This is a genomic window from Stieleria mannarensis, from assembly GCF_014154935.1.
In the GTDB taxonomy this organism is placed as follows: domain Bacteria; phylum Planctomycetota; class Planctomycetia; order Pirellulales; family Pirellulaceae; genus Stieleria; species Stieleria mannarensis.
This window is the reverse complement of sequence record NZ_JACEHH010000014.1, coordinates 124,924-137,974: the sequence shown is the minus strand read 5'-3', so window position 1 is coordinate 137,974 and position 13,051 is coordinate 124,924. Positions and strand designations below refer to the sequence as shown.

Genomic DNA, 13,051 nt, shown 5'->3' with positions numbered 1-13,051 from the left:
GTCATCTGAAGCGTACCATTGATCTCCCAATCGCACGCGACAGCACCGTCCGGGCCGGAGAAGACTCCTCATGCTGAATCTATCACTTTCTGTCGGAGCCAACGTCGCGGTCTTTCTGCTCGCGGCGGTCGTGATCGGGTTGGCCGGCACAAAGATGGTGGGGCTGGCGGACCGACGAAACGGTTGAAGATGAACCGGAACAGGGCGCCGAGAACGAAAACTTGGGCAAGCTGGTCGGCGGATTGCTGTTCATCGGCACCCTCATGCTCGGCTGTGGCATGTTGGTCGCGGAGACTGCCGGCGACTTGGTGACCGAAACGGGAGTCTCCGAGTCCATGGTTGGGGGGCTGTTCATGGCGGCGGCGACGTCTTTGCCCGAACTGATCACGGTGGATCACCTGCTCCGCACCGGAAGTGTCCAGCGGTCTTGGGCGGGCACCAGTGCCGATGACGATCCGGTCGAAATGAGTGGTGCTCATGGCAGTTCGATGTCCAAACCGTGATTGATGCGATTGGTGAAGTTTGCCAACGCGACGGTCGCTGCAAGAGTGACCAGTTGCTTGTCACTCAAGAATTCCTTGACCTTGGCGACCGTGTTCGGTTCAACCGCCGCAGTCTTGGTCAATTGCTCGGCATAGGACAACACCGCTTTTTCTTGGTCGTCAAAGGCGTCGCTTTGTGCATAGCGATCGATCGCCTCGATCTGCTCGTCTGTGGCGCCGGCTTTTTTGGCGGCCTGGCGATGGTAGCGTGAACAATACTCGCAACCGTTGATCTGGGATGACTTGAAATAGGCCAGTTCACGAAACTTCGCAGGTAAATCCTCGCGGATGCCGTCGTTGATCTGCGTGGTGCCCCCTAGCACATCAGGCTGGTGGGCGAGCGTACTGAAGATGTTCAATGACTGACCAAACTGTTCTTCGATCGCCTTCAAGATGGGTTGTGACTTGGCAGGTGCCTCAGATTGTTTCAGCGGTTGAACGTGCGGCATGTTTTTCTTTCGCAAAGGTGGGGAATGAGTAGGGCCAGCGCGGCCGATCAAACGTCAGCGGTGTGTGAAACCGTGATTCGCCGGGACGGTGCAAAATCAGTGCCGCAGGAATGCGAAACCGGTTTCCGCCCGGAATTGGGTGGAACGGGGCGTCACCAATTTGATGGATATCTTGCACCCCGTGGATGGTCCAGACGACGCCGCCTAGGACGTGGGGGTTGATAGGACCAATAGATCGAATGGGACCTTTAAGTCGTATGCGTCCTCTTTGGTCGCATTGCACGATTGCTGCCCCAGATCGGCGATGCGGATGGCGTTCGGGGCCTTCTGCGGCAGGAATAAAATTTGAAGCTGCATCCCTTTTGTGTTAGGTTCAGCCGTGCGGAGTTCCTTCACCAAAAGGGGGGACCGCATCTTTTCATCTTTTTGGGAGTCTTTCGGTATGAGTACAACGAGAGGGAATCGGCGACACGGATTTACACTGGTAGAGCTTTTGGTGGTCATTGCCATCATCGGCATTCTTGTCGGTTTGCTATTGCCGGCGGTTCAGGCTGCTCGCGAGGCCGCGCGGCGGATGAGTTGCAGTAACAACTTCAAACAGATCGGTATCGCGCTTCACAACTACCATGCGGCATACAAACAATTGCCGATGCACAATGGCGGAACGACGCGGCCGTTCGGAATGCCCAACGGTGGGGCGGAGCGGTTCATGCCGCCGACGGCGAACAACCAGATGTTTTTGAGCGCACTTGTGCCATTGACCCCATTCTTGGAACAGCAGGCGATCTGGGACAAAATCTCCCAGCCGCTGCGGGATCAGAACGGGGACATTTACCAGGCGATGGGACCGAGTCCACAAAAGCCGCTGGGCGGTAGCCTTGGCCATAGTGCATCACGTTACGAACCATGGTTGACGGAAATTCCGACACTGCGGTGCCCGAGCGACCCGGGGTTCGGGCTGCCAGCCCAAGGACGCACCAACTATGCGGTCTCTTTGGGCGATGCAAGCCACATGGGACATCGGGGGCAATTGTTCGACTGGGGCACCATGGTCAATTCCAGTGGCAATATGGCTAACTGGAGGGCACGCGCGGTCCGCGCCGCCCAGCGTGGCGTCTTTGTTCCTCGCACGGACAACAAGTTCCGCGACATCCTCGATGGCTTGTCCAATTCGATTGCGATGGGCGAGATTAACACCGACCTCGGGGATCGCAACGTGACGACGACGTCGGCCCGCTCGGAGGTCGTCATTTGGTTGGCTGGAAACTCGAATACGTGTGAAGATTTTCGTGACCCCGACCGGCCTCGGTTCTACGCGCCGGGCACCAACACCGCCAGCGGTGGCCAGCGCGGACGCGGTTACTGTTGGGCATTTGGCGTTCCCTACTACACCGGGATAACGACGATCACGCCGCCCAATAGCACGCAATGCCTGCACCAGACCAACTGGATCATGGGACAAGGGGTGTTCCCGCCCAGTAGCCGGCATCAAGGGGGATGCCATATCTTGATGGCCGACGGCGCCGTCATCTTCATGACCGATTCCGTTGAATCGGGTGACCAAGAAGCTGCCCAGGCACGTATCGGTAACTGCTGCACCCCGGCGGGATCCCCCAGCCCGTTCGGACTGTGGGGCTCCCTTGGCACTCGCGCCAGCAGCGAAACCATCGAAGAACAACTCAACCAGTAGCGTTTCCGTTGTGACCCAATTTGACAAGAAAACCCCGCGGTTCTGCCCGTGGGGTTTTCTTCTAACCCATCGAACCTTTCATGCTCTCAACGTTTCTTCCTTTCCAGTTCATTCAGGGGAGTTGCCCGATGCGAACCCTTCACTACCTGTTTCTTTCATGCTTCCTCTCCCTACCATTGACTCTAGGATGTGGCGGCAACCAGGCGGAGCCCGTTTCCGACACCGACGACATCGAACAATTCCTGGCTGACAACCCGGAAATGGCGGTCGACATGGAAGAGGAAGCCAAGTTGATGGCCGCAGATGAAGAATCCGAGGAAACCGGTAACTAGTCGGTTTTGATGGTTTCGGTGGGCGGGACTTCACAATCGATCAGGTTGCAATTTCGGCGATCGCCCCACGACCGGTGAGGCTTGCATCCGACGAGACGGTGAAGACAGAGGAAAGCGATTGTCGAGAACCGCAGTCTTCGCCCGCCTGTCAAACAATGGATCACGACATGTTTCACTTCATTGCTTGGACGCTGCCGGATTGCCGCCAGGTCTTTTCCAATCATCGGCGACACCGATTGATTGCACCTGCGGCGATCGTCGCGGTCATGGCGTTGACGCATCTCTGGTGCTTACCCTTGGTAGAGGCTCAAGCACCGCCACGCCCGAACATCGTGTTCATCATGACCGATGACCAAGGGTACTGGGACACCGGCGTGACCGGGAATCCGCACATCGATACGCCGAACATGAACGCGATCGCCGCGCAGGGGATCCAACTGGACCGCTATTATGCCGCGCCGGTCTGTGCACCGACGCGAGCCGGATTGATGACCGGTCGCTATTACCTGCGGACCGGGTTGTACAACACGCGGTTCGGCGGCGATTCGATGGGTCTGGACGAAATCACCGTCACCCAATTATTGAAGAAGGCAGGTTACCGGACCGGATTATTTGGCAAATGGCACCTGGGTAAATACCCGGGTTATCAGCCACAAGAACGTGGGTTTGATGAGTTTTTCGGCCACTACCACGGCCACATTGAACGCTACCAGTTTCCCGACCAGGTCTACCACAACGGACGCCCCGTCGATGCGCGGGGTTACGTCAGCGATGTGTTTACCGACGCGTCAATCGACTTCATCGAACACGCCGTCCAGATTCACGACGGGCCGTTCTTTTGTGCGATGATGTTCAACGCGCCGCACTCCCCCTTCCTGTTGGACACCTCGCACTATGCCCAACCCGAAGGCGACAAGACGCTGAAAAAGTATCTCGATCGCGGGCTGCCGATGCGTGAAGCGCGGATTTACGGTCTGGTCGAACGCGTCGACCAGAATATCGGACGATTGCTGGACGCGCTCCAGCGGGTCGGAATCGCCGACGACACGCTGGTCGTGTTCACCAGTGACAACGGCGGCGTCAGCAAGTATTTCAAAGGCGGGATGAACGGCAACAAGGCGAGTGTCTACGAAGGCGGAGTCCGGGCGCCGTGCTTCGTCCGCTGGCCGAAACAAATCAAGCCGGGACAAATTGTCAACGCACAAACCTCACACGTCGACTGGTTGCCGACGTTCTGTGAACTGGCCGGCGCCCGAGTCCCGCAGGATCGCGCCATCGATGGCGTCAGCCTGGTCAAGTTGCTGACCACCGAGACCGATCAATCACATCACGAGTTTGTTTACCACACCTGGGATCGCTACCAACCCAACGCCGATAAACGTTGGTCGATCAGCGACGAACGCTGGAAATTGCTGTGCCAGGTCGGCCGCACCGCCACGCCTTCGCGATCCAATTGGCGATTGTTCGACCTGAAGGCAGATCCCGGCGAAAAGACCAATCTTGCGTCAAAACATCCTCAGCAGGTCGATCGATTGCGACGCGAATTCGTCCGCTGGTTCGCCGATGTCACCGCGGGCCAATCCTACACGCCGGTTCCGGTGCCGGTCGGTGAAGCCCCCGTCGACATCGAACCGAGCTGGTCGACCTGGACGGGCGACAATATCGAATATGTCTTCGACGGCTACGACTGGGACACGATCCAGGGTTGGCGTGATCCCGGTGAGCGGGCGAGTTGGAAACTGGACGTCGCCGCAGCCGGACGGTACCGCGTTCGATTGACCTACGGATGCCGCCCCATCGACGCCGGCGGCACGCTAACCCTCCGCAGTGGCGATGACGCGATCACGCACGAGATCTTGGCCAGCGCGACCGCCGACCAATTTGGAAGTCACGTCGCCGGCACGCTGCACCTGGAACAAGGCCGCGTGGAACTCGTCGCCGAAGTCGAGACGTGCCCGGGACGCGAATTGATGCGTTTGAATCGGATCACGCTGGAACGGGTGGAGTGACCCTCGTTCCTATGTGGACAGCGGCACCTCGACGTAGCTACGCTCGCCAGAGCGTGGAATACGTCGGGGATCCACCTTCTGGCGAAGGTAGCTACGTTTTCCCCTCACTCCCGGGCGGATCCCGGGACCTGGAGGCGTAGGTCAGGCTGTGCCTGACGGCCCGTTGGCATGCACAGCATGCCCTAGGTGGCTACGTGGCGGCAACGCCAAAACAACGTTGCCCGCAGCGGCAATCACTCCTCCGGGACCAGCTTCGCCGGGTCGATCACGACGTGCTTGACCTTCTGCCGTTTCCAGGTGTACGTGGCATGGACCATGCCATCATCGGTCTGGATGATCGCGGGATAACTGAACTCGGCGCGTTGTTCTTGCTCCAACGTTCCCACACGTGTCCAATGATCACCGTCTTCGGAGATAGCCAGGTTCAACAATCCCCGACGTCCCCAACCTGTGCGACCGCTGCCCAGATGGTTGTAAATCAACAAGTGACGCCCATCGGCCAGTGAAACGACTTCGATCCCCGAATTGGGGTTCGGCAGGTCCAACGCTTTCAGTTCCGACCAGGTGTTCCCGCCGTCTGCCGAGCGGGTGCTGACGATCACGCCCTCCTTGCTGCGGCACAAGGCCTGCAAACTGCCGTCGCCGTGCCGCAGAATCGTCGGCTGGATCGCATTGAATTTTGAGGCGTCATTGATCGGCCCGATCCGCGTCCACGTTCCCGCGGGCTGACCGCCGACCAGATCGACTTTCTCGAAATGCACGCGCCAACCGTCGTATTCGGTCGACGAACCACTCAATAAACGCCCATCGTCGGTCAAAATCGGCTTGCAACGCACCGGGCCGTCGATCCCTTCGGGCAAACGGACTCGGTCGCGGAAGGTTCGTCCGCGGTCATAGCTGACCATCATCTCACCCCACCAGCTTTGCGGGTCGGGGCCGACTTTGAAAAACAGCAACGTGGGGGCGTCTCCCGGCGGTTGAAACAACACCGGATTCCAACACGGATAACGCAATCCATCGTGTTGCACTCCCGTGGCGACTTGCGACGGCGATGACCAACGGTTGCCGTCGTGATAGCTGGTCCAGATCCCGACATCCTTGTGCTTTTCTTTCGTCCCGCCGAACCAGGCCGCGACCAAGCCGCGGCTGGTTTGACAAATCGTCGACGCGTGACATTCTTTGGTCGGCATCTTGTTGGAAATGAACTCTTCGCTGACCAGACCGGGCATCCTCGGCTGCTTCGTTTTACCGTCGACCTTGGCCGTGGTTTGCTCTTCAGAAAACTGAACGCAGTCGTCGTGGGCGATGTAGTAGATCCGTCCGTTCTCCGCCCCGACCATCAAATCCGGTTTGCCGTCGCGATCCAGGTCACAGGCCGAGGGGCTGGACGTGTGCCCGGCAACGTTGCGGCGGGCAAGGTTGCCGACACGCTTCAGCACGATCTTGCCCTCGATGGTATCACAATTGCGATACCAGATCGCATTCTCGGAATTGACCAGCACGTCCAGTCGCCCGTCGCCGTCCCAATCCACGACGGCCAGTTTGTAGCGTCCGGATCCGCCACAGGATTTCGAGTTCAAACGGATCGGGTTCAACTGCTCATCGACGAACACACGCTGTGCTTCACCGGCATCTTTTCGCAGCGTCAGATAGCCTTGTTGGTCCAGCATCACCAGATCCAGTTTTTCGTCGGCGTCGAAATCGATCACCAACGGTGTGGTCCGCCACTGAGTCAGTGCCGATTGGCTCTTGGTCCGCCACCAATACCACGCCGGCGGTTCCTCCGTGGGCGTCCCGGCGGTCTCGGCCTGAACCAGCACGCCGCCGTCGTTTCGCAACCACTGGACACGGGACAAGATGGAGTTGTAGACGATGTCCGGGTCACCGTCGCGGTCGACATCGGCAACCGACAGCGTCGTGTAGCCCCATTTCGCTTCGCACGGTCCCTGGATCGAACCGCTCGGTCCGGCCATCACACGAAACGGTGCACTGGTCCGCCCATCGGCCGATTGCACTTCGACCAGCGAAGGTGCCGACCACTTGGGCAACCCGTTGCCGCCGTCGCCCAGGTTTTCAAAGTAGGCGATGTTCCCGGCGGTGTTGCCGCAAAGAATATCTTCGTCGCCGTCGCCGTCCCAGTCATAGGCAAACGGTGTCGCCAGCGCACCGAACTTGAGCGTGTCGGCTTGTTGGCGAAAGTATTGCGGCGGCAAGAAAACCGGTTGGCGGTCCCGCAGTTGCCCGGTGTTCTCGATCAACGCGACCCGGCCATCTTCGTCACCGACGATCAAATCGATGTCGCCGTCGCCGTCCCAGTCCATCGCGGTCGGCGTGATCATTTGCAGATGCATCACCAACGGGGCGCCCAAGTTGTCATTGAGCTTGATGCCGGCTGCGTAGACCGGCGCCGTGCGTGATCCGATGTTTTCAAAGTAGGTGAATCCGTCCAAGAACTCGCCGCACAGTAGATCCAAATCTCCGTCACCGTCGAAGTCCGCGAAATTGGGTGAGGGCCAACCGTAGACATCAATGTCGCCGCCGGCCGCGGTTAAACGCGCGGGCGTCGCGGAGTATTCCGGTTGCTGGTCGGTTCCCTCGTTGCGGATGATGTAGACGTTTCCGTGCAGCGGCCCGTTCCGCCATCGCCCCGCGGCGTCGTAGGCATGGTCCCAACCATAATCGGTCCAGTCACCCGTTCCGACCGCCAAGTCCTGGTCACCGTCGCCGTCAAAGTCGACGTAGCGCCACATGTTGCCGCGGACCTTGTTGGCGTGAACGTTGGACTTGGGATAGATCTTTTGGGGCTTGTCAAAATTAAACCTGCCCGTTGACGCGTCACGCGGAAATTCACTCCCCGGTTGCAGAATCCTCGGCTGCCCATCGACATAGCTGACCTGCAGATTGTGACCTGCCTTGCCGAGCCGAATGCCAGGTTTGAACACGGGCATTTTGATGCTCGGGTCCTGCGTTGGGTTTTCAAAGTAATAGACGCCGCCGGATGGTTTGTCGGGGCAAGCGACCAGCAAATCCAAGTCGCCATCGCCGTCGTAATCCATCGGCATCGGCCAGGCCCAAAGCCCGACGCCGAGATCGACTTCGAGGCCCGGGTTGTTGTACTGGAGTGGTTGCAGCTTCCAATCGGGATCGGCCGCGTGCGAAAAACCGGCCGCGACGGCAAGGCAAAGTAGCAGGAGGTGGCGGGTGGGGCGATTCATAGTTTTGTCGTAGGAGGGGACAGGAAGGAGAGGGAGCGGAATGATTCAGGGGCAAAACGATGGGGGCAAAACGATGGAAAGGCGCAAGGATCGGGCGATAGGGCGGGAAGGCAGAATGATGGGGAGGCTGGAGGAGGACAGGTCGTAGGCTCAGCGGTAACAAACATCATTCTGCCCCGTATCATTCTGCCTCTTTTCATTCGACGGGCGTCGCCATCCGGGCATTCATCGACTTCAACTTTAATCGCAATTCCCGGCGCAACGTGTCTGCGATCTCCGCGGACGTCGCCGACAAGTCGTGCTGTTCACCAGGGTCGGATTCTAAATCATATAGCTCGACGCGGTCGTCTTCGGCGAACCAAATCAACTTGTATCGGCCGCGACGAAGGGCCGACTGGGGACGGGTTTGGCTGACGCGAAAATCGTCGATCCCGATCGTCCGCTTGGCGTCCTTGTACCCGCGTTCGGGATGGTAGTAGGGAAAGTGCCAGAGCAGGCTGCGATCCGAGGCGACGGATTCGCCGTGCAACACACCTCGGATCGAGACACCGTCGACGTTCTCGACCGCACCGCCAGCGACGTCGACAAAGGTCGGCAACAAGTCATAGCCGACCACCGGCATATCGGACTCACTCGCGGCATCGATTTCGCCCGGCCAGCGGGCGATCATTGGCACGCGAATTCCGCCTTCGTACAGGTTCCATTTCGAACCGCGCAGCGGCGCGTTGGAAACGTATTCCGGGTGCCCGCCGTTGTCGGACATGAACACGACCAGCGTGTTGTCGGCTTGTCCCGATGCGTCCAGGGCATCCAGCATTCGGCCGACATGATGGTCCAACGTCTGCAAGAACGCGGCATAGGCGACACGTTGCTTTCGATTGGCGATGTCTTGGGGAATGACCTGGTCGAATCGATCGACCAGCCATTGGCAGGGAGTCTTCACCGGCGTGTGGACATAGAACGACGACGCCATCGCAAAGAACGGTCGCTGGTGCTTTTTGCCCAGGTACTGACAGACCTGGTCGACCATCGAATCGGCCGCGTACTCTCCGGCACGTTCGATGGTCTTCACGGGATTGCGTTTCCATGAATACGGGTGTGCGCCGAAGTCCTCGACGGCGGTTTCGAAACCCTGCGCCGCCGGCCCGTGCGTCGGACTCCAGCCCAGATAGCCGCCGTGATGTTGATTCAAATGCCACTTGCCGAAGAACGCCGTCTGGTACCCCAGTCCACTCAAATGCTCGGCGACGGTTGACTCCGCCAACGGCAAATTCAATGTCAACGGCGGCGCCTGCAGCAACGTCGTCCCCTCGATCTTCTGGAACCCCGGCTTGTCCTTGGTGACAAATTCGAACCCCAGCCGAGCCGTCGTTTTACCCGTCATCAGGCTGGCCCGCGAGGCGCTGCAGATCGGCGCCGAAGCGTACGCGTGACTGAATCGCATGCCGTCGGCGGCCAAGCGATCGATGTTGGGGGTCTGGTGCCATGGATGTCCGTCGCACGCCAGGTCCGACCAGGCCAGATCATCGGCCAGGATGAACAGGATGTTCGGCGGATCCGATGCCCGGACGGCACCACGGTTGGCGGCAGCGGTCATGCCGATCAGTATCGCCAACAACCACCAGCACGTTGCCGGAAATCTCATTCGCCCTTGCTTCATTGCACTGCCCTTCCACGCGAAACGACCAACCCCAAAATCACCATCACCGCCGGCCCGAACACGATCACCAGGAAAGGATGGAACGGACTGGCGATCGACTCCAGCGACGTCGGCCAGTAAGCGGTCTTTGAAAACGTCATCCAAGCGATCAACGCGACTCCCGCGGCCAGAATCAAAATCGCCGGCCGCTCTCGTAGTCTGGGCGATGTCGTTCCCAAGAGGAACAACCCGATGATGGCCGCACCGAGCACACCGGAAAGCGTCCACCAGATGTCCAGCACGCTGTGGGTCAATCGCACCAGGATCAACGCCACGATCGTGCCGAGTGTTCCCCAGACCAACGTCGCGGCGCGCAACACCAGCACGCTGGCCTGGTCACTGGAATCGGGCCGCAGCAGTCGCTTGTAAAAATCGCTCATCACCAAAGTCGCCGATGAATTCAATCCCGTCGAAACCGTACTCATCGCCGCCGCAAACACCGCCGCGATCAATAGTCCTCGAGCGCCGACCGGCAAGTGCGCGGCGATGAAGTGCGGGAAGACTCGGTCACCCAAGTCAGTTTCAGATAGCCCGGACGCAGTCATCTGCAGCTGGGCGTCGTAGTCGGCCGCGTCGGGATCCACGCCCGCTTGCATCAACTTTTGACTTGCCACAATGTTCCGCACCGCGTCCATGTCCTCGGGATGATTCTGATAGAAGGCGTAGAGCGCCGTCCCGATGAACAGAAACAACGCACTGACGGGAACGTACAACAACGCCCCCAGCCAGATGCTTTTGCGGGCTTCCCGATCGCTGCTCGAGGCGATGTAGCGTTGGACGTAGCTTTGATCGATCCCAAAGTTTTTCAGGTTTTCAAACAGCCCATAGGCCAACACGATCCACAGCGTCGGCGTGGCGACCTCGGTCAACGATCGGCTGCCCAGCGAGAATTTCCCCTCGGCCGATGCGACAGAAAACACCTGCGCCGGACCTTCGGGCATGCCCATCAGCAAAATCACCAGCGCCAACAAGGCGCCGCCCAACAGCACGAAGGCTTGAATGGCATCGGCCCAAATGACCGCCGTGATGCCGCCGATGAACGAATACGCCGTGACGATCACGCCGGTCACCAGGATCAACGTGCGGATGTCCCAGCCGAACAGAATCGCCATCGGCAACGCCATCAAGTACATCACCACGCCGATGCGGGCGACTTGAAACAGCAGGTAGAACGAACTGGCGAACAGCCGCGCCCACAACCCGAACCGATGCTCCAACAAAGAATACGCGCTGACTTCACCCGACGCCCGGTACATCGGCAAGAAGAATCGAACCGCGATCCAGGCGGCCGGTGGCAGGGCGAGAGAAAACGCAAACGCGTTCCAGTTGTCGACGAACGCTTTTCCCGGCAGCGCCAGGTAGCTGATGCTGCTCAAGTAGGTCGCAAAGATCGACATGCCGCACAACCACCCCGGCAACGAACGACCGCCGGCGGTGAAGTCGTCGGCGGATTTGTTGCGCCGCCAAAACACCACCCCGATGGCCAGAATGCCGACGAAGTAGACCACCAGCACCGACCAGTCGATGCCCGTAAAAAATGTCGCTGCGATCATCACGGTTGATTGTTTTCTCCCGACAACGACTTCAAAACCCGGCGCAATCCGGCAAGGTGAACTTGGTAGGCGTCTTCATCGACCCGATTGACCGACTCGGCCGGGTCGACGTTGTGGTCATACAACTCCGCTCCGATCAACGCGCCGTCATCGTGGGAACGCCACTCGGTGTAGCGAAACCGATCCGTGCGGACGCTGTGCCCCATCGCGTCCATCGGATGCCGATAGTAAGACGGTCGCGGGTGCTGTGTCAGAGCGGCATCCTTGACCTTGTCCGCCACGCCGTCGATCAACGGCTTTAAACTGACGCCCTCCAGTCCATCGGGACGTTCCAACCCACACAAATCCGCCAGCGTCGGATAGAGGTCCAGCAACTCCACGATGGCGTCGCTCCGCTTGACCGCGACACCACCGGGCGGTGCAATGATCAGTGGAACGCGGGCGTCCAGCTCAAAGTTAGACGTCTTGCACCACAGTGTGTGGTCGCCGAGCTGGAAACCGTGATCGGACCAGAACACAATCAACGTCTGCTCGGTCAGATTCAATCGCTCCAGTTCAGCGAGCAGCCGCCCGACTTGTGCATCCATGTAACTGATGCCGGCCAGATAACCGTGACGCAGTTCCTGTTCGTCGTCGGGCGACAACGTCGCCGGCTTGGCCTTTCCCAACAACTCCTGACTGTTATGCCAGGCGATGCGGGGTGTTCCGTCGGGCCACTGCGGACACGGTGGCAATGGGATTTCGTCGCGATCGTACAAGTCCCAATATCGCTTGGGCGCGTTGAAGGGCAAATGGGGTTTCCAAAAACCGACCGCCAAAAAAAACGGCTGGTCCGATTGAGCGCGCTCTCGCAAGGCATCGACCGCGAGGTTTGTGATCCGCCCGTCGTAATAGGCGTCGTCGGGAACGTCACGACATTCACACCGAATCGCCGTGGCAAGATTCGGCGGAAGCTCTCCTTCGACTTTCGCATCGTCGTGCCGATGCGACCCAAAATGCATCACCGCCGGCACGCTCCAGGAAGCCGGATCGCCTTTCACCTCCGTTGCCCAGTTGTGAAAGATCTTGCCGACGTTCTGGGAAAAGTAACCGTTCTGTTTGAAGTGCTGCGGCAGCGTCACGACGTCGGGAATCGCGTCGCGGAAATGCTTCGTCAAATTGTACTGCGTCAACGTGTTCGGTCGGCGACCGGTCAAAAGACTGCTGCGGGCAGGATTGCAAAGCGCCTGGGCGCAGTAGGCCCGATCGAAAGTAATCCCGCGCTGTGCCAATCGATCCAGATGCGGCGTCTTGGCCAACGCGTGCCCATAACACCCCAAGTCGCAACGTAAATCATCCGCCGCGATGAACAACACGTTCAGCCGATCGCTGGCCATCACGTGCGACGTGATTACCAATGCCAACGCAAGGGTGACAAGGATTCGCATCATTGAGTCCGCCTGGAATGAGTTTCAGGTTTCAGGTTTCAGGTTTCAGGTTCGACTGCTCAGAGACTCGCATCGCCCCATCGTTTCGTACCTCATCATTCTGCCCCGTATCATTCTGCCCCGTATCATTCTGCC

9 protein-coding genes are annotated in these 13,051 nt (G+C 59.1%); 4 read left to right on the top strand and 5 right to left on the bottom strand.

All coding sequences use genetic code 11. The features are described 5' to 3' along the window. Window positions 1-221: 221 nt before the first annotated feature. Window positions 222-503: a calcium:cation antiporter family protein gene (locus H1B37_RS11765; RefSeq protein ID WP_182866850.1), complete on the top strand. Its 282-nt coding sequence runs from the start codon at window positions 222-224 to the stop codon at window positions 501-503. On the opposite strand, the gene H1B37_RS11760 is transcribed toward H1B37_RS11765, so the two are convergent. Further along, window positions 476-991, bottom strand: coding sequence for a carboxymuconolactone decarboxylase family protein (locus H1B37_RS11760; RefSeq protein WP_182866849.1), 516 nt, complete (start codon window positions 989-991; stop codon window positions 476-478). The two genes, H1B37_RS11765 and H1B37_RS11760, sit on opposite strands and share 28 nt — an antisense overlap. A 442-nt stretch (window positions 992-1,433) precedes the next feature. On the opposite strand from H1B37_RS11760, the gene H1B37_RS11755 reads away from it, so the two are divergent. The 3 genes from H1B37_RS11755 (at window position 1,434) to H1B37_RS11745 (ending at window position 5,022) form a co-directional block, all read left to right on the top strand. Then, a complete protein-coding gene (locus tag H1B37_RS11755) occupies window positions 1,434-2,681 on the top strand; it encodes a DUF1559 domain-containing protein (RefSeq protein ID WP_182866848.1) in 1,248 nt (415 codons plus the stop codon). Window positions 2,682-2,809: 128 nt separating this feature from the next. After that, window positions 2,810-3,013, top strand: coding sequence for a hypothetical protein (locus H1B37_RS11750; RefSeq protein WP_182866847.1), 204 nt, complete (start codon window positions 2,810-2,812; stop codon window positions 3,011-3,013). A gap of 167 nt (window positions 3,014-3,180) precedes the next feature. Continuing rightward, the gene (locus tag H1B37_RS11745; RefSeq protein ID WP_182866846.1) at window positions 3,181-5,022 is read left to right on the top strand and encodes an arylsulfatase; all 1,842 of its coding nucleotides are present in this window, start codon (window positions 3,181-3,183) and stop codon (window positions 5,020-5,022) included. A 233-nt stretch (window positions 5,023-5,255) separates the two neighbouring features. On the opposite strand, the gene H1B37_RS11740 is transcribed toward H1B37_RS11745, so the two are convergent. The 4 genes from H1B37_RS11740 to H1B37_RS11725 form a co-directional block, all read right to left on the bottom strand. Next, window positions 5,256-8,237 carry an exo-alpha-sialidase gene (locus tag H1B37_RS11740; protein ID WP_182866845.1) on the bottom strand — a complete coding sequence of 994 codons (2,982 nt, stop codon included), beginning with the start codon at window positions 8,235-8,237 and terminating at the stop codon, window positions 5,256-5,258. A gap of 196 nt (window positions 8,238-8,433) precedes the next feature. Continuing rightward, window positions 8,434-9,882: a sulfatase gene (locus H1B37_RS11735; protein ID WP_182866844.1), complete on the bottom strand. Its 1,449-nt coding sequence runs from the start codon at window positions 9,880-9,882 to the stop codon at window positions 8,434-8,436. A gap of 11 nt (window positions 9,883-9,893) precedes the next feature. Next, the gene (locus H1B37_RS11730; RefSeq protein ID WP_182866843.1) at window positions 9,894-11,489 is read right to left on the bottom strand and encodes a sodium:solute symporter family protein; all 1,596 of its coding nucleotides are present in this window, start codon (window positions 11,487-11,489) and stop codon (window positions 9,894-9,896) included. Continuing rightward, window positions 11,489-12,919: a sulfatase gene (locus tag H1B37_RS11725; protein ID WP_182866842.1), complete on the bottom strand. Its 1,431-nt coding sequence runs from the start codon at window positions 12,917-12,919 to the stop codon at window positions 11,489-11,491. The genes H1B37_RS11730 and H1B37_RS11725 overlap by 1 nt, the downstream gene beginning before the upstream one ends. Window positions 12,920-13,051: the final 132 nt, after the last annotated feature.

Bases quoted from the DNA above. Each gene is read 5' to 3' on its own strand.
- H1B37_RS11760 (WP_182866849.1), bottom strand. From the start codon at position 991: ATGCCGCACGTTCAACCGCTGAAACAATCTGAGGCACCTGCCAAGTCA.
- H1B37_RS11755 (WP_182866848.1), top strand. From the start codon at position 1,434: ATGAGTACAACGAGAGGGAATCGGCGACACGGATTTACACTGGTAGAG.
- H1B37_RS11750 (WP_182866847.1), top strand. From the start codon at position 2,810: ATGCGAACCCTTCACTACCTGTTTCTTTCATGCTTCCTCTCCCTACCA.
- H1B37_RS11745 (WP_182866846.1), top strand. From the start codon at position 3,181: ATGTTTCACTTCATTGCTTGGACGCTGCCGGATTGCCGCCAGGTCTTT.
- H1B37_RS11740 (WP_182866845.1), bottom strand. From the start codon at position 8,237: ATGAATCGCCCCACCCGCCACCTCCTGCTACTTTGCCTTGCCGTCGCG.
- H1B37_RS11735 (WP_182866844.1), bottom strand. From the start codon at position 9,882: ATGAGATTTCCGGCAACGTGCTGGTGGTTGTTGGCGATACTGATCGGC.
- H1B37_RS11730 (WP_182866843.1), bottom strand. From the start codon at position 11,489: ATGATCGCAGCGACATTTTTTACGGGCATCGACTGGTCGGTGCTGGTG.
- H1B37_RS11725 (WP_182866842.1), bottom strand. From the start codon at position 12,919: ATGATGCGAATCCTTGTCACCCTTGCGTTGGCATTGGTAATCACGTCG.